The sequence below is a fragment of the Nocardiopsis alba DSM 43377 genome (assembly GCF_000341225.1).
Classification (GTDB): Bacteria; Actinomycetota; Actinomycetes; order Streptosporangiales; family Streptosporangiaceae; genus Nocardiopsis; species Nocardiopsis alba.
Genome location: NZ_ANAC01000022.1, coordinates 38,650 through 61,595 on the forward strand (window position 1 = coordinate 38,650; position 22,946 = coordinate 61,595).

General features: G+C 67.0%; 17 protein-coding genes. 2 read left to right on the plus strand and 15 right to left on the minus strand.

The genetic code is table 11. The features are described from left to right. Positions 1-20 precede the first annotated feature (20 nt). From fusA to D451_RS27460, 6 genes are all read right to left on the minus strand, one after another. A complete protein-coding gene (fusA, locus tag D451_RS0121195) occupies positions 21-2,132 on the minus strand; it encodes an elongation factor G (protein ID WP_026125249.1) in 2,112 nt (703 codons plus the stop codon). Positions 2,133-2,180: 48 nt separating this feature from the next. Continuing rightward, the gene (rpsG, locus tag D451_RS0121200; RefSeq protein WP_014911405.1) at positions 2,181-2,651 is read right to left on the minus strand and encodes a 30S ribosomal protein S7; all 471 of its coding nucleotides are present in this window, start codon (positions 2,649-2,651) and stop codon (positions 2,181-2,183) included. A 2-nt stretch (positions 2,652-2,653) separates the two neighbouring features. After that, positions 2,654-3,025 carry a 30S ribosomal protein S12 gene (gene rpsL, locus D451_RS0121205; RefSeq protein ID WP_014912437.1) on the minus strand — a complete coding sequence of 124 codons (372 nt, stop codon included), beginning with the start codon at positions 3,023-3,025 and terminating at the stop codon, positions 2,654-2,656. Positions 3,026-3,456: 431 nt separating this feature from the next. Beyond that, positions 3,457-4,389, minus strand: a complete 933-nt coding sequence (locus tag D451_RS0121210; RefSeq protein ID WP_017535890.1) for a lantibiotic dehydratase C-terminal domain-containing protein — start codon at positions 4,387-4,389, stop codon at positions 3,457-3,459. After that, positions 4,364-6,859, minus strand: coding sequence for a lantibiotic dehydratase (locus tag D451_RS0121215; protein ID WP_161628228.1), 2,496 nt, complete (start codon positions 6,857-6,859; stop codon positions 4,364-4,366). Before D451_RS0121215 ends, D451_RS0121210 begins: the two co-directional genes overlap by 26 nt. 357 nt (positions 6,860-7,216) lie before the next feature. Then, positions 7,217-7,363 (minus strand): thiocillin/thiostrepton family thiazolyl peptide, encoded by a 147-nt coding sequence (locus tag D451_RS27460; RefSeq protein WP_017535892.1) that lies wholly within the window; start codon positions 7,361-7,363, stop codon positions 7,217-7,219. Between the two features lie 369 nt (positions 7,364-7,732). On the opposite strand from D451_RS27460, the gene D451_RS0121225 reads away from it, so the two are divergent. Beyond that, the gene (locus tag D451_RS0121225) at positions 7,733-8,947 is read left to right on the plus strand and encodes an iron-containing alcohol dehydrogenase (protein ID WP_020379970.1); all 1,215 of its coding nucleotides are present in this window, start codon (positions 7,733-7,735) and stop codon (positions 8,945-8,947) included. Between the two features lie 61 nt (positions 8,948-9,008). Continuing rightward, entirely contained in the window at positions 9,009-9,818 is an 810-nt protein-coding gene (gene nshR / locus D451_RS0121230; protein WP_014908930.1) for an NshR/TsnR family 23S rRNA methyltransferase, read from the plus strand. A gap of 114 nt (positions 9,819-9,932) precedes the next feature. On the opposite strand, the gene D451_RS0121235 is transcribed toward nshR, so the two are convergent. The 9 genes from D451_RS0121235 to D451_RS0121275 form a co-directional block, all read right to left on the minus strand. Next, positions 9,933-11,798, minus strand: a complete 1,866-nt coding sequence (locus D451_RS0121235; protein WP_017535895.1) for a YcaO-like family protein — start codon at positions 11,796-11,798, stop codon at positions 9,933-9,935. Next, complete coding sequence (locus tag D451_RS0121240; protein WP_017535896.1) at positions 11,795-13,609, minus strand: hypothetical protein; 1,815 nt, start codon at positions 13,607-13,609, stop codon at positions 11,795-11,797. The genes D451_RS0121235 and D451_RS0121240 overlap by 4 nt, the downstream gene beginning before the upstream one ends. Positions 13,610-13,700: 91 nt before the next feature. Beyond that, positions 13,701-14,402 (minus strand): tpaF, encoded by a 702-nt coding sequence (locus D451_RS0121245; protein WP_014913151.1) that lies wholly within the window; start codon positions 14,400-14,402, stop codon positions 13,701-13,703. Next, a complete protein-coding gene (locus tag D451_RS0121250; protein ID WP_017535898.1) occupies positions 14,392-16,032 on the minus strand; it encodes a nitroreductase family protein in 1,641 nt (546 codons plus the stop codon). The genes D451_RS0121245 and D451_RS0121250 overlap by 11 nt, the downstream gene beginning before the upstream one ends. Positions 16,033-16,043: 11 nt before the next feature. After that, positions 16,044-16,658 carry a TOMM precursor leader peptide-binding protein gene (locus D451_RS0121255; protein ID WP_014912030.1) on the minus strand — a complete coding sequence of 205 codons (615 nt, stop codon included), beginning with the start codon at positions 16,656-16,658 and terminating at the stop codon, positions 16,044-16,046. A 15-nt stretch (positions 16,659-16,673) separates the two neighbouring features. Further along, positions 16,674-18,020: a YcaO-like family protein gene (locus D451_RS0121260; protein WP_017535900.1), complete on the minus strand. Its 1,347-nt coding sequence runs from the start codon at positions 18,018-18,020 to the stop codon at positions 16,674-16,676. A gap of 49 nt (positions 18,021-18,069) precedes the next feature. Further along, positions 18,070-19,137, minus strand: coding sequence for a hypothetical protein (locus D451_RS0121265; protein WP_017535901.1), 1,068 nt, complete (start codon positions 19,135-19,137; stop codon positions 18,070-18,072). Positions 19,138-19,274: 137 nt separating this feature from the next. After that, a complete protein-coding gene (locus tag D451_RS27465; RefSeq protein WP_017535902.1) occupies positions 19,275-19,421 on the minus strand; it encodes a thiocillin/thiostrepton family thiazolyl peptide in 147 nt (48 codons plus the stop codon). 370 nt (positions 19,422-19,791) lie between these two features. Next, positions 19,792-22,938 carry a hypothetical protein gene (locus D451_RS0121275; protein WP_152472958.1) on the minus strand — a complete coding sequence of 1,049 codons (3,147 nt, stop codon included), beginning with the start codon at positions 22,936-22,938 and terminating at the stop codon, positions 19,792-19,794. Between the last annotated feature and the right edge of the window lie 8 nt (positions 22,939-22,946).

The window sequence follows — 22,946 nt, forward strand, 5'->3', positions numbered from 1 at the left end:
GCCGGGTTACGAATTCGCGACTACTCGCCGCGAACCTTCGCCACAATTTCTTGGGCGACAGCGGACGGAACCTCCGCGTAGGAGTCGAACACCATCGAGTAGTTGGCTCGACCCTGCGTACGGCTGCGCAGGTCACCCACGTAGCCGAACATTTCCGAGAGGGGCACCAGGGCCCTGACGATCCGGACGCCGGAACGCTCGTCCATGGACTGGATCTGTCCACGGCGGGAGTTCAGGTCGCCCACGACGTCGCCCATGTACTCCTCGGGCGTGGTGACCTCGACGGCCATGACCGGCTCGAGAAGAGTCGGCTTCGCCAGCCGGACGGCCTCCTTGAAGGCCATCGAACCGGCGGTCTTGAACGCCATCTCCGAGGAGTCGACCTCGTGGTACTGGCCGTCCTGGAGCGTCACCTTGATGCCGACCAGCGGGTAGTGCGCGAGCACACCCAGCTCGGCGGCGTCCTGGCAACCGGCATCGACCGACGGGATGTACTCACGCGGGATGCGGCCACCGGTGACGGCGTTGACGAACTCGTAACCCGAGGCGACGCCCTCTTCGGTCTCCAGCGGCTCAAGGTCGATCTTGACCTTGGCGAACTGACCCGAACCACCCGTCTGCTTCTTGTGGGTGTAGACGTGGCCTTCGACCTTCTTGCGAATGGTCTCGCGGTAGGCCACCTGGGGCTTACCGATGTTCGCCTCGACCTTGAACTCGTCGCGCATGCGGTTGACCAGCACCTCGAGGTGCAGCTCGCCCATGCCCGAGATCACGGTCTGACCGGTCTGCTCGTCCGAGGCCACCTGGAAGGAGGGGTCCTCGTCGGCCAGACGCTGGATCGCGATGCCCAGCTTCTCCTGGTCGCTCTTGGTCTTGGGCTCGATGGCCACCTCGATGACCGGAGCCGGGAAGGTCATGGACTCCAGGACGATCGGGGACGACTGGTCGCACAGCGTCTCACCGGTCGTGGTGTCCTTCAGACCCATGACGGCGACGATGTCACCGGCGCCGGCCTCGGCGATCTCCTCACGCTTGTTGGAGTGCATGCGGTAGATCTTGCCGATGCGCTCCTTGCGGCCCTTCAGGCTGTTGAGAACCTGGGTACCGCTGCTGATGACGCCGGAGTAGATGCGCACGTAGGTCAGCTTGCCCAGGTGCGGGTCGCTCATGATCTTGAAGACCAGGGCGGACATCGGCTCGTCGACGCTCGGCTTGCGCTCGAGCTTGGTCTCCTCGGTCTCGTCCTTGGGGTCGTGGCCTTCGACGGCCTCGACGTCCAGGGGCGAGGGGAGGTAGGCGGTGACCGCGTCGAGCAGGGGCTGGACGCCCTTGTTCTTGAAGGCGGTGCCGCAGACCACGGGGATCGCGGTGCCGGCGATCGTGGCGCGACGGATCGCGGCCACGAGCTGGTCCTCGGTGGGCTCCGTGCCCTCGAGGTAGAGCTCCATGATCTCGTCGTCACCGTCGGCCAGCGTCTCGATGAACGAGTCGCGGGCCTCGCGGGCGACGTCGGCGTGGCTCTCGGGGATCTCGACGGTGTCGTACATCTCGCCGAGGGCGGCCTCGTCGTTCCAGACGTAGGCCTTCATCTTCACGAGGTCGATGACGCCCTTGAAGTCGCTCTCCGCACCGATGTTCAGCTGGATCGGCATGGCGTTCGCGCCGAGGCGCTCACGGAACATGTCGACACAACGCTGGAAATCGGCCCCGATCTTGTCCATCTTGTTGACGAAGCAGATACGGGGAACGTTGTAGCGGTCGGCCTGACGCCAGACCTGCTCCGACTGCGGCTCGACGCCTTCCTTGGCGTCGAAGACGGCGACCGCGCCATCGAGAACACGCAGCGAACGCTCGACCTCGATGGTGAAGTCGACGTGGCCGGGCGTGTCGATGATGTTGATCGTGTGATCGTCCCAGTGCGTGGTGGTAGCAGCCGAGGTAATGGTGATACCCCGCTCCTGCTCCTCCTTCATCCAGTCCATCGTCGAGGCGCCGTCGTGCGTCTCGCCGAGCTTGTGGTTCACACCGGTGTAGTAGAGGATCCGCTCGGTCGTCGTGGTCTTGCCCGCGTCGATGTGGGCCATGATGCCGATATTGCGGACTTTGGCCAGGTCAAGCAAAGTCTTAGCCATGAGGCTCGTCTTCCCTAGGTCGTCTCAAGGAATCGATTCGCCGCGGGGTTACCAGCGGTAGTGGGCGAAGGCCTTGTTCGACTCGGCCATCTTGTGCGTGTCCTCACGCTTCTTGACGGCCGCGCCCAGACCGTTGCTGGCGTCGACCAGCTCGTTCATCAGACGCTCGGTCATCGTCTTCTCACGACGCTGACGCGAGTAGGAGACGAGCCAGCGCAGGGCCAGCGTGGTGGACCGGGAGGCGCGAACCTCGACCGGCACCTGGTAGGTCGCGCCACCGACACGGCGGCTGCGGACCTCGAGCGCGGGCTTGACGTTGTCCAGGGCTCGCTTGAGAACGACGAGCGGGTCCTGTCCGGTCTTCTCGCGAGCACCCTCGAGAGCGCCGTACACGACGTTCTGAGCGATGGAACGCTTACCGTCGAGCAGCACCTTGTTGATCAGTGCGGTGACGAGCGGCGAGCCGTAGACCGGGTCGGTGATGAGCTGGCGCTTCGGCGCCGGGCCCTTGCGCGGCATGCTTACTTCTCCTTCTTGGCGCCGTAGTGGCTACGGGCCTGCTTGCGGCCCCGGACGCCCTGGGTGTCGAGCGAACCGCGGACAATTCGGTAGCGGACACCCGGCAGGTCCTTCACACGACCGCCACGAACCAGCACGATGCTGTGCTCCTGGAGGTTGTGGCCGATGCCGGGGATGTAGGCCGTGACCTCGATGCCGCTGCTCAGCTTGACGCGAGCGACCTTACGCAGAGCGGAGTTCGGCTTCTTGGGCGTGGTGGTGTAGACACGAGTGCACACACCACGACGCTGCGGACTCCCCTTCAGCGCCGGGGTCTTGTTCTTTGCGACCTTGTCCTGTCGGCCCTTACGGACCAGCTGCTGGATGGTGGGCACCGCGTCTCCGTCTTCCTCGTGACCTACGCCGGTTCTCGTAGCCGATATCGCTATTGACCTGCTGAATTTCCCGAACCTCCCCGACCCCCGGGGTCGGGCGTGTCGCCCTCGTTCTCACGCACGGAAAGAACGGAGAACACTCACCCGGCCGTCAGGCCGATTCACAGGAGGGGGTTCACATGCGTCGCGCGCCTTGTGTCCGTCCTGTAGAGGACTGGGGCGCTGCACACACACGCGTGACCCGTCGACTCACGGGCACAATCACACAGGCTACCGCTACCAGACCAGGCGGTCAAAACGGTGTGCGACATGGCGAGAACAAACGGAACCGGTCCTCACGTAGCCGTGGGTCTCCCTCAGTCTACGTGCTCTCCGACTCGTTTCGCCCCAGGTTCGGGGCGAGATCCCGCGCACTTCGCACGGCGACGGGCTCACAGCTCCCGGAGGGCACAGTGCATGAGATGGGCCGCGAGCGCCTCACCTGCGGGGACCAGCCCCAGGCGGTTGTTGGTCGTGTGGAGGTACTGCGCCACGCACTCCATGTAGGAGGTTCCCGGCATCCTGATGTCGGTCAACCTCTGGTCGGGCCCCTCCCCGAACAGCGCCCGGGCCCTCGCGGTCGCGGTCGCGTAGGCATCGGAGAAGGCGTCGCCCTCGGTCGGGCCCCAGATCTTTCTGCACATGTTCACCAGACCGTCCCTCGCCTTGTCGTACATGGAGTTCCAACCGGCATCGGAGCTCTCCGGCAGGAAGGCGCTCCACCGCTGTTCGTAGCCGCGCAGCAAGGGGACACTCTCCTCCGCGCTCAAGCCCACGCCGCGCAGGGACATGGCCATGGCCCGCACTGCCTCGCCGACGGGCATCGTGGTCGACCTCCTGGTGGCCGCCAGGAGGTCCAAGACCGCCCCCGAGGTGTCACAGAACACGGTCTCGGCGATCTCGATCCCCTGTGGCCCGCCGTACTTGTCGTACTCGGGGAGGTAGTCGAAGCGCTCCACGGCACCGAAGGGCCTGGCCGCCATGACCTCCTCGTTCTCCATACGAGCAAGTCCGGCCTGGGAAGCGGCCTGGAGGTCGTACTGGCCCCTGGCCTCCTGGTCCCCGTGGGGGACCAGCGACTCCAGACGCTCGACGACCTCCTCAGGACCGACCTGCGTGTGGCGACCGTCGAACCGGAGCCGCAGGTGCGGCCCGCCCTTCCAGTAGCGCAGGAAGAAGAAGCGACCGCGTGCCCCCAGGTCCCCGACCAGAGGCGCCACGTCTTCACATAGGAAGGCGGTCTGCAGTGAGTAGGGCAGGTACACGTGGACCGCGAACCACTCAGCCCTCTCCGCGGTCTCAGTCCCGGTCTCGGTAAAGCTCAACGAAGAACTCCTCTGTGGCGGTGATGTCGGGGTCATCGGCGTAGTCCTCCACGGCCGGCAGGCACTCGGTGACCGAGACGAAGACGCCCGACCGCGACGTCGCCGACCTCGCGAAGCTGCGAACCAGGTAGGGGTTGCGGAAGTCCACGTACATAGGCTTGTGCACGCTCGCCCGGTTCAGGTTCGCCAGTTCGCCCCAGACCTTCGACATGTCCGTCATCCGGCCGGTGAGCGTGTTGAACTCGTCGAGTGTCCGGCACATGACGAAAGCGTGCCGGGGCAGGCCCCGTGCACGGCGCCACTCGTCGAAGCGCAGGAGGGCCTCATAGGAGTCCCGGCTCAGGTCCTCCAGGCCGGGGACGTCTTCCGCTGGAACCGTCCATGTCCTACGGTCGGCGACCACGTCCCCGACCTCTAGGCGGTGGAAGGACTCGGGTAGGGACTCGAAGTACCCGCAATTGCGCATGTCGTTCACCGGCTGCCAGGTCGAGAAGACCGTGGGGCTGAGCGCGTCGAGCACCTGGTACAGCAGGGGCGCGTTGACGGGGAGCAGGAAGTTCATCGGCAGCAGGTCGACGCGACGGTCCTGTAGGGGGTCCCAGAGCAGCAGCGACCTGCTCTCGTGGTCGACCCGCAGCCGCAGTCCGTCGAGGCCGAGGAACTCTTGGGAACCGCCGCTCGCGACGCTCCCCGGGTAGAGCACAGACCGGTCGGTCAGCGGCGGGTGCAGGTTGAAGTTGAACCCGAGGACGGCGTGTAGGTCGGTCTGGTCCGGAAAAGTCCGACCGATGTGCCGACGCAGGGATGAGCGCAGTGACCAGTCGTCGTTCGTGCCCGGGACGAAGTCGCTGAACCTCGAGTAGAAGGCACCGAAACCGGTGAAGACCCCGTTCACCACCGGCTGTCTGCGGCTCCGGGTCCCCCCGTCGCTGGAGAACTGAAGGCGGAAGGTGATGGAGGCGGGGTCCCGGAGGTCCTCGACGGACGCACACGCCGCCAACAGTTCGGATGGGTCCAGACGCAGGACGTCGCCCTCGAGGACCGTCTTCCTTCGGATCTCGCGGAGGGCCGCGTCGCGTTGCTCGAGGAAGAGGTCCGTCAAGTCACCGCCCCGCCCGGCGAGCAGAGCCCACTGCTCCTGGTTCGGCAACCTCGCGAAGGCGGCGAAGTAGTCGAGGAAGGGGATGTCTTCACGGTCTCCGAAGCTCTGGACGGCGAAGGCGTACAGCGCCAGCCGCTTCGTCTGCCCCTGCTCCAAGAGGGAGGAGAAGCGCCACAGGCCCTCCAACGCGTCGAGCCCCCCGGTGACGGTCTCGGGACTCCATGTCCGCGGGCGCGTCCGGGTCGGCACATCCTCGTAGACGGGTGACCGCATCATCACCTCCGGTGGGAGGGTCGTGCCGCAGGCCTCCGCGATGGCGGAAACCGACCGCTGCGCCGAGAGCAGGAGGGCCTCGCGCTCGGGGATGGTCGCGCCGGGGAGCCCCGCCTCGACCTCGCGCAGGGCGGAGAACTCGTCCGCCAATCGGGCGAGCTGAGGAGTTCCCCCCTCGCGGAGGAGTTCCTCGAACTTGCGCGAGTACTCCGCGTCCTGGTCGTCGATATCCACCCGGAAGAACACCAGCCCGACCCGCATCAAGGCCGTCAGAATACGCCGCGCGTAGCCTTCGTCTCCCGTGGCGTCGGCCAGAGCGCCGGCCACATCGGCTGCGGCCCGGGGCCCGCCCGAGAGCAGTTCCAGTAGGCACTCGACGACGCGGTCGCGTTTGATCCGCACCATCTCGCCGTGGATGCGCCCTTGGAGGAAGGACTCGTTGGAGGTACCGCTGAACTCGATCTGCTCCCCGTCGACTCTGACCGTGGGGTTCAGGAGGAAGACGCCGACCCCCCAGCCTCCCGGCACCCCCGTCAGAGCTCCCACGATCCAGTTCATGAGGAAGACGTTCAGCTTGGCGACCGACGCGTCCCCGTCCGCGACGGTGGCCGCGGCCGCCGGTCCGACCGGGGAGCCGGTGCCCTCGTCCTCGCCGTCTGCCCGGTTCCCTTGGCCGAGGTCGGCCGGGAACGCCCCGACCTCCGTGAACCAGCCGAAGGGGGAGGGCTTCAGGCTCGCCCGGTAGACGTAGTTGACCAGTGTCGACTCGAAGTTGCGGACCTTGCTCGGTTTGAAGGCGCCGGGTCCCTGTTCGACATAGTTGAGCAGGCTCTGGTAAAGCTGCCCGCCCGAGAGCTGGATGCTCTTGCCGATCGCCTCGTACCCGAACAACGAGGTGAAGGCCGCCCTGGCCTCCTCCTGTTCCCGAGCGAAGGCCTCCCGGGCCTCCTTCTCACGGTGGTACGCGCCCTCACTGGCCTCGACCCAGTCCTGGATTTCCCCGAAGATCCGTTCTCCCAGGTAAGGGCGGAGTTCCGAGGCCCTCGACACCACGCGCTCATGCCGACCGTTGTGCACGTCCCTTCTCAACTGCACGATCTTCGATCGTACCGGTTTCTCCGTCTCCGGCACGATTCCTGCCAGGAGAGAGGAGAGGGAGTCCGCGAACTTCTCCGCTTCCGCACGCAGGATGTTCGCTCCATCGATCCCCGACCAGGAATCGCCAAAATTGATGCAAGCGACCTCCGAAACAGGAATCCTATTCCTCCGAAAGAGAACGTACGGGCTCACATTTACACTCATCGAACACCCCGTCAGAAACCGCTCGGTCAGCACATGGAAGGGAGGGCTCCGCTTTCCCTTTAAAAGAAAAGCGGAACCCCATGCCACCAGGCCGATTCACTTATTACTTGAACCGACCAAAACCCACCAGGAGAGGCATCGAACCACTCGTCAGGTGGAGGAGGATGTGGAGCTGCAGGTGCAGGCGGTTCCCACGCAGGATGCCGCCATGACCTGCGAGAACGTGTCCTCCCCCTGCTCCACCTCGTGAACCAGGTCAGAGATCTCGATGGCACTCAGGTCGATTTCATGATTCATATATCAAAGCCCTTCTCATCTTTGCAATCAACAGCCCTCCGGCTGCGTTTTGAACGGTAACACAGGGCCCCGGAGAAGAAAAGGTTCTACTCTGCCGTCCAACCGTCCGACACCAGCCTCGGACGGCTGACTTATTCGCAGGTCAAGGACCTGCGACAGTAGCGAACATGAAATCTGACCAAAGGATTCGGATTTACCTAATTGACCGGAACCGGTCACGCCCGCGAAGCGGGGACGGTATCGCGATACAAAGACGACAGGAGATAGTATTCGGGATCTGCCATCGGAGGCCTGACCTCCCTCCCCGACGCCTCTTCACAGGCCCGATCGGAGATAACCTGGCGACGGTTCATTCCTCCAGGTCAAGAAGTGGCAATTTCCCGTCCGGCCATAGAGAACACGAAGAAGATCAAGGATATTTTCATGCAGGCGGACATTCACTGGATGGCGGGGACACGACTCCGAAGCGGGAGCGATTTTCTGACGCAGCTGAAGGAGGAGTTGATGCCTCTCCCTCAACCGACGCTCTTCGTTTCCGACCCCACCCCGGTACACTCCGACGCGGTTTTGAGCGACCTCCACACGCAGATTCCGGAAAAACTGTGTTTCTTCAGAAAGGCCCGCACCCCTTCATCGGAGGAGGTTCGGAACACCGCCGAGGAATGGCTCCGCCGGGGCATCGCGAGCGTGGTCGTCACGGGCGGAGGTTCGACCATCGACTTCGCCAAGGCGGTCGCCCATTGCATGGCCTATCCTTCGACATTCGACCAGGAGCCTTCAAGTGGGCTCGTGTTCAACACTTCGTGGTCGCCTCCGCACCTGCCGATGATCGCCGTCCCCACGACCATGGGAACCGGGAGCGAAGTCAACGGAAAGTCGGTCGTGGACTTCGCTGGCAAGAGACGCCTGGTCTTCCATTGGGGGATGTATCCGCAGTCCGCCATCATCCATGCCCCGTTCTTCCGAGGGATGCCCGAGGAGGTGCTGGTGGGCGGCGCTCTCGAAACCATGGCGCGGCTCGTCGTCCCGGTGGTCTCATCGGAGAGCCCGGTCAGGGTGGCCGACTCCCTCGCCGTCGCGCAGGTCCGGGCCCTGACCGAGGTCGTGAACCGGCTGTTGACCGACCCCGGCGACGAACAGGCCAGGTTCGACCTCGCGATGATCACGGTGACGAGCGTCCTCACCCTGCATCAGCTCGGCCGGAGCCAGTTCTCCTACTGGCTGTGGTACCTGGTCAACGAACTGAACAACTTCGATCTGACGAAACAGCAGTCCCTCGCGACGCTGATGCCGGTGTGGCTCGAGCTCGTCCGCGACGGCGAAATCCCCGGTAGGGAAGGACTGAGCCGAATGGAGGCGGAGCTCTCCCCGACCGCGCACTCAGCGAAGACGTCCCCTTCCGGGCTCACGGGCACACTGCTCGGTATGACCTCCCGCCTCACACCATCCCCCTCTACCGGGCTCAATGCCCGGACACTGACCGACTCCACCTGGCGGGACTGGGGTCAAGGGCTACGACAGGTGAACATCGGCGAACACCATGTCGAGCGCGTCTTCTCCGAACTCCTGTCCCCCGCCACCTGAGGTACCACCCCGGGCGACCGATCCCATCTCGGTGTTCGAAGTGATCTGCTAGGGTTTCGCCATGGCCGAATTTGAAACAATTGATAATCCTTCCGATCCGGCAATCCGGAGGATTATCGACGTCACCAAGCCATCCAGGTCCAATATCAAGACCACGTTGATCGAGGACCCCGAGCCCCTCGTTCAGTCCATCAATGCCGGCGTCGAGTTCATTGAAATCTATTTCAGTGACGCCACTCCGGTGGATCCCAAGATCGCCGATCTCTGCGAGAAGAATCGAATCCCGATCAGACTCGTCGACTACACCGTCGTCAACAAGATCTTCAAGGGAGAGAGAAAGGCCAAGGCATTCGGCCTCGCGCGCGTTCCTCGTCCCGCGAAGTTCCACGACATCGAGAATCGCCCGGGGGACATCATCGTTCTCGACGGCGTGAAGATCGTCGGGAATATCGGCGCGATCGTGCGAACCTCGCTCGGGCTCGGCGCGGCCGGGATCGTCCTCATCGACAGTGATCTGACCAGCATCGCCGACCGGCGCCTCCTCCGAGCCAGCCGCGGTTACGTCTTCTCCCTCCCCATCGTTCTAACCGACCGCGAGAGTGCCGCCTCCTTCATCCGGGACAGCGGCGTCGAACTGGCGGTCCTGGACTCCCATGGTGAGACCCCCTTGAAGGAGATCGGCAACATCGACCGGAAGATGACCCTGCTCTTCGGGAGCGAGAAGGGCGGCCCTTCGGAGCGGCTCCGCGAGCTCGCCTCGACCACCGTCTCCATCCCGATGATCAGTTCGACCGAGTCGCTCAACGTCTCGGTCTCGGTCGGGGTCACCCTCCACCAGCGGGTGGAAAGGAACATCTCCCTCAGGCGATGATCCGACCGACCGTCGAACCAAAACGGCGCGCTCCGGCCGGGTCTCCCACTCGCCCGGGACCCCGGGCCGGAGCCCGGGGCGGCGACCCGGTCACCAGAACCCCTGCGCCGGACCTCAGGCAAAGGGATGCGGCGGGACGTCCCGCGGCGACTCCCCCGGTTGGAGCAGCGATCGATGCGGGAGTGCGTCGGCGTACAGACGCGGTAGACCCTCCATCCTCCGAAAGGGGTGTCCGAACGTAATCGGCAGGAGACCAGGGGTGATGGCCCGGACGCACACGAGATCGCGCCATCGCAGTTCCCTGGTGGTGACGTCGGCGAAGTACACCGACGCCCCCGCGCCCCCGATACGTTCGGCCACGTAGTCGAGGTCCGCGCGGACCGTCGCGTGCCCCGGGTTCTCCTTCAACAGCTCCGCCATGCGGACGATCGGACGATCGGCCCTGGTCAGGAAGTCGAACCACCCTCTGGAGGAGGGGAGGGCCGCGACCAGAGAATGGTCGTCCAGCCCACGCACCTGGTCAAAATCGAGTGACATCGCGTGCGCCCGTTCGGTCCTGTCCTCGAAATCGACGCACATGGCGGCTACCAGCCCCGCGAGTTCGACGAGCGCCGACTCCGCCGCTGCTGCGGGGAACAGACTGGCCCCGGCCGACAAGAACCTGCACGGACCCGAATCGGCGTCGCGAGCGGCCAGCGCGATCACCACGGGGATACCCGTATCGACCGCGGCCCAGAACAGCCGGACCCGGAACCCGGTGAAGACCTCGATCCGGTCGACCAGGTCAGCCAAGTCACGGTCCTGCCTTCCCAGAACGATCTCGGGCAACAGCAGCCGACGGTACCAGGTGAGCATGAACGCGTCCCGCTCCACGACCTCGAGGGCCGCGTGCAGTGCGGCTTCCTCCGGTGTCTGTCCGAGCGCGAAGCCGTTCGACGTGTCCGCGAAGAAGGACTTGTACCGGGTACCCCTCCGTGCCCAATAGAGGACGTTCTCCGGAAGGTAGCGGCAGGGGGCGTCAGCGCCCGGCGGGGACACCTCCACCCAGTCCACCTCCTCCTCGTCCCCGAGTGGCGCGAAGGGAAACCCTTCCAGGTCGTACTGCTCCTTGGAGTGGTGGCCCAGATCCCGAGGGTCGATGGCGAGATCACCGAGCTGGCGCAGGGACGCACGGATCTTCCCGGAGGACGCGCGGTGGTGGAACCCGGCGTAGCGTTCCAGGCCCTCGAGGATTGCGGTCACCCTGCTCCGGCCGAAGGACCTCGATCGGCCGGCCGTCAGTTCCCGCTCCCCGTTCAACAGCGGAATGGTCAACTGAGCGTTGGCGGCGGGGGAGTCGACATCGATGAGCGGTTCCCTGAACAACGACTGGGGGCCCACGTAGTCGGTCGCCAGCGATGGCGCGGGCTTCCTAGGTCCGCGCAGCTCGCCTTCGGCCTTGACCAGGGTTTCCGGAGGGGAATCGAACCGTACCCGGGTCGTGGTCTCCTCCGTGTCGCAGCGGGGGCAGGCCGTCCGCGGCGGCACCGTCCGGCGTTGCGTCGCACAGGTTACGGTGTCGAGCACGAGAAGGGTCCCCGGCGGGTGTTCCTCGTCCATCAGCGCGCCCGCGAGCCGGAGCACCAGCGCGCGAAGGCTCGAGGAGAGCAGCTCCCAGAACGGGTCGCCACCCTGACCGGCGGCGCGGCCCCCTTCCGTGACGTCGTGCTCCTCAGGGACGAATCCCGACACCTGCTGCCAGGTAGTGAAGCCCGCGAGGCAGTACGGGCACCCGCCGGTGCCGGAGAGATCGTACTTGAGCAGGTGGACGCGTCCCCGCCAGTGCAGGACTCCGACGCACGTCTCCAGAGAGAGCGAGGCCCCCTTCGGCCGGTGGCTCGTGGGGTCCGTCAGCGGGCCGTGGCTCACCTCGCGAACGCGGCTCAGGCCGCCGTCCGCCGTGAGCTGTCTCAGGAGTGCGTCGACGAACAGGTCGGTCACGGGACGGACACCTCCGCGAGATCGTAGGGTCGGCGGGCTCCGGACTCTGGCACGAACCCGACGATCCGGGCCGGGCCTTGGGCGAACGGCAGGGACACGTCCTCGAGACCCACGGGCGCCGTGACCTGTGTCCAGAAGTCGCCCCAGGTGGTGTGGTGGGGGTTGACGTGTACGAGGACCCCGTCGTTGACCGTGCGCAGCAGAGCCATCGCCACAGCCTCGCCGTAGCAGGCTCCGTAACCGCTGACGGCGGGCCCGCCCTCTGCGATCAGGGCCGCGTGGCAGAGCCCGTTTCCGAGGTGTTCGCCCAGCCAGGTGCCGCCGATACCCCGGTTCCCGAGGCGCCGTTCCAGGTACCGGGCCATCCGGGCGCACTCACCGTCACTCGAGTCGTCCAGGTCGAGCGGAGCCATGGTCCGCGGGTCGGAGGGAGCGCCGGGCAGGGAGCGCAGAAGTGCGCGGTAGGTGGCCTCGCCATGTGTCCAGCCCGCGCCCGTGTACCGCGCCGGGTCGGTCTCCCCGGCACCGTGCCTCGAGGTGACTTCGAGCACGTTGAGTGCCGCCTGGTAGTAGGCCTCTCGGGAGGAGAGCGTGCGAACCGTGGCTGCGATCCCCCCGTGTTCGTCAACAAGGTTCAGGGCCCGCGCGTAGGCGGCGCCCAACGGAACCTGTGGGAGGGTGTCGCGATCGATTTCCAGGAACGGGCCGACGCGTTCGTCCGTCCAAGAGGCGAGGGTGCCCATGATCTCCGCGTGGTGCTCGTCGGAGCGGTCGGAGTCGTCGGAGGCATAGAAGTTCCGGCGAATGACCGCCTCGGCAGGGCCGGAGCCGTGTCTTGGTTTCCGTGACTCCGTGCAGCGACAGGCACAACCGGGCCGCCGCACGACCGTGTGCGTGCGCACCGACAGTTCGTGTACGTCCGCCGAGAGCGCGTCAGCGGTCCCGAATGCGTCGTCGATCCCTGCAGCGCGGGCGAGCAGAGACCGGACCAGGTTCGCCACACTCACATGGCCGGCTACGTCCGTGAGCGCTCCGACACCGGTGTCCGGGGCCGCCACCTCGGCCGCCAGGGCCAGGCTTCGAAGACACCGCCAGCAGCCGGTCCCACCGTCGCGCGACCAGAGCAGCCAGTACCGGGAACCTATCCGCCCGGCCACGCAGTGCGGCGCCCCGTGGTTCCACAGGCTCTTCTGTTCCCGGGCCAGTTCGTCGGCGGAGAACGCGTCGGCTTGAAGCGCGACGACATCGCCCGCCTGCCACGACGCGGACGCCGGTTCTCCCGGATACGTGTCTAGGAGAGGGGCGCGCGTTCGACCGGGGGTGACCGGAAGGTCCTCCACTCGGAGACCGGGGGGCACCAGGCCGTCGAGCTCCGAGCGCACCCGTTCCAACCACCCGGGCTCTCCGACCAGCCGGAGGCTCTTTCCGGACAGTCGTGCCACCGCCGCGGAGGAGTCCTCGGTCCAGTGCGCGAACTGCCTGATCAGGGGATCAGGCGCCGACCCGGCCCCGGCTCCACCCAACGGCTGGTCGAGCAGGACCACGTAGCGGCGCCGGACCAACGCCTTGAGCAGTGTGTCCGCCACCGGGCGTACCTGCTCCGGGCCACGGTCCAGGACGTCCTGGACCGTGGCCCTGCCGTCGCATCCGGCGACCAGGTCGCGAATGAGGCGATGGGCTCCGTTCCCCCGCACCGTGAACGAGGAGTCGGAGATGCCGATCCACGCACCTTCGTCCGTCCCGGCGACCTCCACGTCGGAACGCGCCAGGACGAACCCCCGGTGGCCGGTGTCCTCAGTGCTCTGGCTCAAGATGTGAACTCTCCCTGTGTCGGTGGGTATGTCCGCGGTGAGGCGTGCGTGCCCCGGCCAGGCCCGGGAGGCCCGCCGGTGTCAGGTCCCCTCACAGGCCGATGGGATGCGCGTACGTGCTGGACAGGAGCGGTTGGCGGGTCACCCCGTCACTCTTGGCCGTATCGCGTACGGACGCGGCTATGAAGCCACCGAAGATCGTTCCGACCAGGCCGGTGGACTGGAGTCGCATGTGGAAGTCGTAGGCGACCATGGCGGCCCGGACCAGGCAGATCCGGTAGCCGTGGGAGCCCGCCCACGAGTCCGCCCGGTCGAGGTCTCCGAAGACACTGATGACTCCGCCTCCGGTGACGAACTCGCGCTGAACCCCCAGTTCCTCCGGTTCACCGATGACCTCCACCGGCGCCACCCGTGAACAGCCGCTTGCGGTGACCCGGTACACGCCCGTGGGGAGGCCCTCGCTGCGCAGGGCGAAGACGAACCCCTCGAGCGGCCCGGCCTCCTCATCGAGCGACCAGGTGCTGGTGTCCCGGGCCAGTGCCTCCTGGAGCAGTCCGATCACGAGCTCGGTGCGGACAGGGGCCCGCGAGTACCGGAGCATGGACCGCCGCGCGGTAAGCGTCGCGAACAGGTCACGCCTCGACTCGAGGTCGTGTACCGAGAGGTCGATGTCGACGGGCTCCGCTCCCTCGAAGGGCTCGGGCACCCGCAGCGCCGCCCGGCCGTCGGATGTGGGCTTCCTGGACTCGAACCCGTCCAAGACGGAGCGCAGGGGCCGTTGGTCAGATCTCACGGGGGGCCTCCAGAACGGCGGCGGCGACGACGGGTTCGGTGTTCCGGGACGTGCCCAGAGCTCGGGCCAGGTCACCGTCGTCCCAGTCGGCCACGGGGCGTACGAACAGGCCCAGGGCTTCGGCCACATCACGCGCGCTCGTAAGTTCGCAGCCGGCGTCGAGCATCGTCAGCCGCAGACCGAAGGTGCCGTACTTGCGCATCACCTTGGCCAGGTCGCCGACGATCACCAGCTCGATCTGGTCCTCGCCCGGAGGGATCTCGCCCGGTAGTCGAGCGAGAACGTGGTCACGTTCCACGTAGGCGTAGACACCGGCGGGCAGCACGCTGTCGTCGCGGCAGAGAACGTAGGCGGTGGTACAGCCGATGTTGCCTGCGGCCGCGGTCCAGCGCCGCACCCTTCCGCCCTCGGCGGTGGGCAGTTCCCGAACCCCGAAGGCGACTTTGAGCACCAGGCTCAGGTCCTCCAGAGTCACGGTGCGGTCGTGTCCAGGTGCTTCCGGGCGGCCGACCAGGCGGGAGAGATCGGGTTCGGGCAGGTCGACTTTGGGTGAGCTCGGCCATGACCGGAACTCAGCGGTGATCCGGATGTTCCCGGTCTGGTAATGGCCGAGGTGGCCCTTCGGGTCCAGGAACGCGCGCGGCGGCATGGCCACGGAGGCTTCGTAGACCGCGCTGTCGGGCACAGTATCGGCGATGGGCCCCTTGCTGTGGGAGCACGTGCGACACCCGGGTCGGCTCACGGCGGAGGTGTACGAGGTCGACAGATCGGTCACCTCGATCCGGCTCGCATCGAGCGGCAGGTGGGTCATGGTCGCCCGGGTGAACAGGGCCATAACGTGGTGCGCTGTGACCCCGGCGGCGAGCTCCACCACGTGTTCGGACGGTTCGCCGCCATGGTCGGTCTCATCGCACGTGCCGCACTCGACGCACGGAGTCAGAGCCGGATCGACGTACGGGCCGAGGGTCACCGCGCCCGAGCCCACCCGGACCCGCAGCAGGGGGACCCCCTCCCTCCAGCACCGGTCCGCCGACTCGCCCAAGGCGAGTCGGGTGGCTCCGGTCTCGAAGAAGACGGCCAGTTCCCCTTCGACTGCGGACCGACCGTCTCCCGGTGGGCCCTCCACAACCGTGCAGACCTCCCCGAAGGCGCGGCCAGCCGCCGCCACCGAGAGGCCATGCCCCTCCAGGCGGACGGTGCGGTGCCCGAGGCGGTCGACGCATTCGGTCCAGGAACGGTTCGCGCCTGTGGAATTACCGAGGCGGGACAGCAGGGTCGACAGCTCCGGGCTCACCGGCCGACCGGTCTCACCCGGGCTCTCCTCCACTCCCCCGGCGGCCCAGAGCAGCGCGAGCGCCTTGTACACCGTTTCCTGCTCCAGGCCGAGCCTGTTCGCCAGCTCACGGTGGCCGCGGGTTCCGTCGCAGAGGTCGGTGAGCGGGATCAGCGTCTCCCGGGCAAAGGCACCATTGAAGGCCTGCGGCTGGTCCGATCCGTCCAGGACCACCGCGTCACCGACCCCTCGGAACCGCACCCCCCGCCGCACGGACGGCTGTAGGGGCACGGTGAGTTGGAGGTCTCCGCCCCGGGCCGCCCGGCCCACCGTCTCCGCTCTCACCTCTTTGGACATCAGGACCCTCCTCAGGGCAGTTCTCTGAGAGCGGACACAGTGTCGCTCCGGTCATCGCGAAAGCGGGGGCCGCACCTCGGGCAGCGATCCACTGCCACGGTCTGCGAGCTGGAGAATGCACCCGTCACGAGGTTGAAGGAGCGCACTGTGCCGCCCAGGCCCCGAAGCCCGTCACGGATCTCACCACACGCGAGGGCGATCATCCCCTCGACGATGGACAGGTGGGCGGGGGCGAACCCCTCGGCTATTCCCCGGGACGACGCCTCCACGTCGTGGAGGCCGGGGGAACCCCGGTGCTGCTCGATGCGGCGCAGATAGCACGCATAACAGGCAGTCCTCCCCGGAACCACGACGGGACCACAAGTGATCCTCCCTGGCAGGAGTTCGACCCCGACCGTGGCCGTACCGCGCTCGAACCCGACCCGGTCGATGGCGTCACGCAACGCGGTATCCCTGCCGGAATGGATGCCGACCAAGACCTCCGCCTCCGGCAGATCGGCCGCCTCGGGCAGAGACGACACCGTCAACCTGCGCCCACACGGGATTCCGCGGGTGTCGGCGTACTGTCGCCCGAACTCTCCGCTGAGCACGTAGAAGCAGCGGTCATCGGACATAGAAGTGTTCACTTACCCACCTTCGGCTTACGCGAATGGCTGTGGCTCGGGATTGACGAACTCCGGACCGTGGCTCTCGACTCCCATGGCCCGAGGCGCCGTGCGCAGTCGCTCGGTGGCCAGGTAGCGCTCGGCGTGGATGAAGGAGAGCGGCATGGCCTCGGGCACCACCACCTTGACCGCGTGCATCCCGACCTGTCTGGCCTCGTCGGTGGTGATGTCCACAGCGAGAACCTCGGCGCCCCGGTCGGCCAAGCGCTCGACCGCGTCACCGAGCGGATCGTCCTTGTCCAAGGCCCCTGGCATCGTGGCGATATGGCGTCTCTCCCGCTCCCCCCGCAGGAGGAAGTCGAACACGCGGCGGCGCGAGATGTCGGCGTTATAGGCGGCGCCTCCGGCCACACTCACCTCTCCGGGCTCGGGCCTGACCACGGGGTTTCCGGCGGCGTGAGCACGCACCGCCACCCGCAGGGAGGCCAGCTCCCGGTAGATCTTGGCCACCGCCCTTCCCGGATCGCTCTCACACGTGGCGCACACGACCTGCGCGATCCTTTCGTCGACGTCGGACAGCTGCAACGCGTAGACGACCGGGACACCGAAGTCCGTCGTGGCGTCGAAGAACCGGACGTCGAAAGGGCCGGAGGCCCCCTCCCGAACATGATCGCCGTCGATGGGATCCATGAGCCCGGCATCCACCGACAACTCCGGGAGACGCAGTCGCCGCAGCCACACCAGGGAGATCGAATCGCGTTCGACCACTTCGAGCAGTCCACCCAGGACGGCGGATCTGAGGTCGGTGTGCACCGCCGATCCGGTCGTGATCCCTCGGGTGAAGCGCTCCGACGGCGAGCGCTCGGGCATGTGCATGTACACCGCCTGAGCCGGGACGAGGACCTCGCGCCGCCTAGTGAGCGACCATCCGCGTACCCATCGGATCGGCAGGGTCGGGTCGTACTCGCGCAGGCCGCAGTGCTCGCTCCGTAGTTCCTCGGCGGAGCAGCGGGGCCAGCGAGACGGGGACACGTATTCCACGTCGAGCTCGGACTCGGACGCGACCGTCAGTCCGCCCTCGTCCCAGGCACACGTCGAGTAGCGTTCGAGGGACTCGGCGAGCGAGACGAGTCGAGCGCGTTCGGGGGTGAGAGCGCTGCCCGCACCGTTCATGTTGCCCATGTCGGCCCCGCGGTTCCAGCCACGGAGGTTGTCCAAGACCTTCGAGGGATCACCGAGGCTCGCGGCGTAGACCTCGAAGCCGGGTTCTCCCTCGGGTCGGGGCAGCGCGAGGCTCCCGGACACCAGCCCGTAAGGGGAGAGCAGGGCCGTGACACGGCGCAGCTCCGTAAGGGGGTCGATCGTCGCCTGGTCGGGATTCATGCGCGTCTCCCGGGGTCCGGCCGTGACGCCTCAGGCATCCCGGGCTGGATCAGGACCACTGTCCCTCCCGGGCCGGGTCGGTCCGTGCGTACATCCCCTCCGCGACGGACATCAGCCGCTCCTGGAGTTCGTTCGCGGATTTACCGGACACGTCCTCATTGGCGCGCCCGAGGATATAACAGAGCACGAAGCGCTCCGGCAGACTGAAACCGATCGTGTGCAGGCAGCTATAGAGAAGGCCGGCCTGGATTCGAAAGGCCATGAAATCTGGATCGCTGTTCATGAGGTACTGAAAAGCCTCGGAATCAGCACCGAAAGCGTGGAAACCGGCCGGCGAAAGAAGGGTTTCACGATCACGGTTAAGATCGTCGAGCGTGAGGCCGACATTGACGATTCGACCTTCGCGAACTTCCTCACGCAGCGGCTTCGTGGTCTCGGATATGTTCAATGCCCACTGCCGCATATGAGGATCATCGGTAGGATTTTCACTTTCCATACAGGAGGAGACCAGCCCCCTGGCATAGTGCCCGAAATCCTCGTAGTACTTCTCGCAACGCCCCTCGAAGGACTCCCGGTCCCTCACCCTGGCGGCCATACCCTCATAGTGCGAGCGAAAGCTCAACAGCCGCGTGGAAAGAAGATCACCGAAACCGAGCGGACTGACCCCGCGCTGTTCGGAACCAACCAGGGTGGCCTTGTCATGCTCGGCCATGAGGCGTAGCGCGAGGCGGTACGCGCCCCCCACGCTCTCCCGTGCCGCCCCGGCGAACTCGGATGCCAGAGGTGAGGCGTCCCGGTAAAGCGCCTTGGAGACACGGTCGAAGGAGATCCCAGCGAACCCGACGTTCCAGAGCGGGGAAGGCACCTCTGCCGGCGGAGTCTCCCGGACGTCCGCCTCGAAACCGTTCTCCCTGGCCACCCCGTTGACCACATCGAGAACCCCCGGGGCCTCGGCGTCCTCGACTTCGATGACCGCCTGGACACACTCGCCCGCTGTCCGCTGGTCCCAGGTCCGAAGGAAGTAGTGGTCACCGATGGGGAGCCGGCCACCGCGGGAGAAGAGCTCCGAGACCATAGAGCGGTACCGGTCCGCGACCGATAGGTCGTATTTGGACATAGGAATGGTCACGAGAAAATGCACTAAAGGACTCCTGGTGACCCGGAATATATGATCATGCCAGTCATTCAAAAGACCCGAAGATGCTGTTGGGTGCGCAATCCACACACCCAACAGCAACTCAGGTACACCTAGAATCAGGTGGACGACGAGGAAGAACTGCAGGCACAACCGGTCGTGGTGCACGACGCGGCCATAACCTGAGAGAGAGCGTCGTCCGACTGCTCGGTCTCGCTAATCAGATCGGAGATCTCGATAGCGCTCAGATCGATGTCCTTGTTCATTACAAATCACCTCCTTCCGTGGGAACAACTGGAACGTAACACAGTGGATAGGCTGCTGAGAAGCACCTCTAGGCAAGCCCACCACCAGAGAACAAGGATTCGACAAAACCCCAGGTCAACCAAGATCTAGGACAGCTCAACAAGCACCCACAAGCAATGTGTAAAAGAAATAAAGTTCTTCATAATACCTATGAATTCGCAGGTCACAGGCGGACTACATGCCGACGGCGGTCGCATGAAAACAACGAGGTCACCAGTGGCCGAATTCGGCCACAATGATGGTGCGCCCCCGGGCGCGGGCCTGCTCCGCACAACAGAACGGCCCGTGGCCCGGACGGTGTCCGGGCCACGGGCACGATCGGCCTGGGCTCTACAGCACGACGAACAGCAGCACGGAGATCACCGTGACCAGGATCCCGATCACCGCGAACACGGTTCCAGTGGTGATCAGACCGAGACCGTCGAGTTCTCCCCTCGACTCGCGGATCGCCCTCTTGGCCTTGGGGCCGGTGACGAACAACGCGATGATCGCGGTGATGACGCCCAGGCCCGGGATGAGCGAGGCCACACCCAACCAGAGGGTCAGATTCGCCCCGGGCTCGGTGTCGGCGAGGAAGTCGACACTGTCGTAGCCGGGGTAGGCGTCGCCCGGTTCCCCGCCGAGGGGCCGGTCCTCGAAGCCCGGGAAGTCCTCGGCGATCCGGTCCCGGCGGCGCTTGGCCGGCCGAGGCCTCTCGGACATCCCGTAGTCGGCGGGGGTGAACCCGTCGTCGTACTCCGGATCGTCCCGACCCTCGTCATCGACCGGAACGTTCGGGTCGTCCTCGGCCGAGGCCGGTCGATCCGTCGGTCCGTTCCAGGCCTCGGCCGATCCGCCCTGATCGTAGGAGGGCTCGCCGCCCAGATCCGAGGGGATGCCGGCGGACACCGGAGCGGGGCCGCCGCGGTCGTCGAAACCGCCCCGCTCGTCATAGAACCGATCGTCCTCGTCCGGACCGAAATCGTCCAGATCCCCGTACCCACGGTCGTCATGGGACCGGTCCGGGTAGCCGCGGTCGTCGGCGAACGGAGAGTCGTCGCCCGGCCCGTAGGGGGCTCGATCCGACGGCCCGTCCTCGAAGGAGGGCGCGGTGAACATCTGAGTGGCGCCCGCCGCCCCTCGGTTCCAGGAGGCCTCCGGCTCGGCGGGACCGCGGTACTCGTCCGCGTAACCGTCCTCGTCCTCGCCCCAGGGCTCCTTCTCCCTGGCCCGCGACTGCATATCGGCGATGGCCGCCAGCGGATCGTCCGAGGTCGGGACGGCCGCGGAGAGCTCCCCGGTGTCGGGGGCCGCGCTCCGCTCGTCCGACAGGGGGTCCTCGCCCCACTCACGGTAGGTCGGCCCCTCCGGGGCCGCCTCCCGACGGCGTCGTTCCGCGTCCCGCACCACGTCGGGCAGGCGCAGGTCGTCGCGGTCGAAGGCCCAGGTGTTGCCGCTGCCCGCGCCCAGGCCCCCGTCGTCGGGGAAGGTCCCCGGGGCCGCGGGTTTCGCGGAGAGCTCGTCCTCGTAACGATCGTCGTAGGACGATCCCCCGCCGAGGGGGTCGTCCGCACGCTCCTCGTAGCGGTCGTGGGAGGGCCGCGACGACCTCGGAGAGAGCTCGTCGTCGTACCCGTCCCCTCCGTAGGAGGGGGTCGGGTCGTCCCAGCGGGAGGCGCCGGGATCGGAGAGCGGGTCGCCCTCTCCCCACGCCGGACGGTCCTCGTCGTCCGAAGCGAAGGGACGTCCCTCCTCCGAACGCTCATCGGTGTCCCGCCACTCGCGCGGGGGGTCCGACAGCGGATCCGCGTCGTCCCCCCAGGCCCGGGGATCGTTCCAGGCGTCGGTGTTCATGGGCGAGGAGTGCTCCGTCGCCGGGGACCGGTCCTCCCGAACGTCGCCGAGCGGATCCTCGTGCCCCGAGGGGGCGTCGGACCACGCGTCGGTGCTCGTGGAGGCCCAGGAGTCCGGCGCGGGCACGCGTTCGACGTCCTCCACCCCCTCCGGGGGCAGCGGGACCTCGGCACTGGCCGCGATGCCCGGGTAACCACCGGTCGGGAAGGGTTCGGGGGTCCCCTCGGAAGCGGGGGTCCGCGGCTCCCAGGAAGGTTCGGCCGGATCCGTGTCCCATTCCGACGCGGGCTCGTCGAACGTCCCCGCCTCGGGGCGACGATCCCACTGGTCCTCACCGAGGTCCCTGGAGGTTTCGGGGGCGTCCCAGGCGGACGGCTCGGCCGCCCCACCGGAGGGCGCGTCCCAGGCGGAGGGCTCCACCGGATCGGCCGCGAGGGGATCACGGGTCGCCGCCGGCGGGTCCCTGAACGGGTTCTCGGAGGACTCCGCTTCGGGTGCGTGCTCGTACGACGGTTCGACCGAACCGAACGACGCGGCCGTGGCCCCCCAGGCGGAGGGCTCCTCGGGCTCGGAACCGGGAAGGTCGCGCGAGGACTCCGGGCCGCCCCACGCGGGGGCCTCGGAACCGGTGCCCGGTGTCCACGAGGCCTCGGGCGGCCCGGGTCGGTCCGGGGTCTGGCCCCCGAAGGTCTCGAACGGGGCCTCGGAGGGGTCGCGTTCCGTGAGCCGTTCGGGCTCGGACGCTCCCCAGGCCGAGGGCTCGACACGGTCCTGTGAGGTCTCGGGGGCGTCCCAGGCGGACGGCTCGGCCGCCCCACCGGAGGGCGCGTCCCAGGCGGAGGGCTCCACCGGATCGGCCGAGAGAGAGCCGTGAGAGGTGTCCGAGGAACCCCACGACGGTGCCTCCCTGGGCTGTTCCGCCCTCGGCTCCCATGCCTCCGGAGCGCCGGAGGGCTCCGGTTCGAAGGGACGTTCGGTCCCCGGTTCGACCGAACCGAACGACGAGGGGACCGAACCCCACGCGGAGGGCTCATGGGCGTCGGAGCCCGGAAGGTCGTGCGAGGGCTCGGGAGCCCCCCACGCGGGGGCCTCCGTCGGGATCGGCGCGGTCTCGGGGCCGGAGAGGGCGGTGCCCCCGGTTCCGGGGTCGTTCGACCACGCGGGCTCCGTGGAACCCCAGGGCTCCTCCCCTCCCCCGGCACCGAAGGAGGGCGTCCTCGGTTCGGACGGCCGCTCCGGCGCACCGGGTGCCTCCCAGGCCGGCCGGGGTTCGCCCGGCACCCGGGTCAGGGGCTGGTAGGCGCTCGTGCCCGCCCCCGGGTAGGAGAGGGCGCCCGGCGCCGCCGTCGGTTCCGAGGGCGCGGGCGAGGGGTCGACGCCGTGCGACGACGGCGGAACGCCCAGAGCGTCCGGATACGGGTCGGCCAGAGCGGGACGTGAGGCGCTCAGCCCCGCGTAACCACCGCTGTCCGGAAAGACCGCGGCACCATCGGCCGGGGCGTCGCCCTCGGGCGCGCCCTGCTCGTCCATCGGATCCTGGTATTCGGACTGCTTGCGGAAACGGTTCTCACTGGGCTTGAACCACGAGTCCGCGTCCCCTCCGGGCGACCGGTTCCCCGGCTCTCCGCCCCCGTTATCAGTCACTTTCCTGC

What these genes read in the sequence shown, in the direction of transcription:
- fusA (WP_026125249.1), bottom strand. Translation starts at nt 2,132, where the DNA reads ATGGCTAAGACTTTGCTTGACCTGGCCAAAGTCCGCAATATCGGCATC.
- rpsG (WP_014911405.1), bottom strand. Translation starts at nt 2,651, where the DNA reads ATGCCGCGCAAGGGCCCGGCGCCGAAGCGCCAGCTCATCACCGACCCG.
- D451_RS27460 (WP_017535892.1), bottom strand. Translation starts at nt 7,363, where the DNA reads ATGAATCATGAAATCGACCTGAGTGCCATCGAGATCTCTGACCTGGTT.
- nshR (WP_014908930.1), top strand. Translation starts at nt 9,009, where the DNA reads ATGGCCGAATTTGAAACAATTGATAATCCTTCCGATCCGGCAATCCGG.
- D451_RS0121250 (WP_017535898.1), bottom strand. Translation starts at nt 16,032, where the DNA reads ATGTCCAAAGAGGTGAGAGCGGAGACGGTGGGCCGGGCGGCCCGGGGC.
- D451_RS0121260 (WP_017535900.1), bottom strand. Translation starts at nt 18,020, where the DNA reads ATGAATCCCGACCAGGCGACGATCGACCCCCTTACGGAGCTGCGCCGT.
- D451_RS0121265 (WP_017535901.1), bottom strand. Translation starts at nt 19,137, where the DNA reads ATGTCCAAATACGACCTATCGGTCGCGGACCGGTACCGCTCTATGGTC.
- D451_RS27465 (WP_017535902.1), bottom strand. Translation starts at nt 19,421, where the DNA reads ATGAACAAGGACATCGATCTGAGCGCTATCGAGATCTCCGATCTGATT.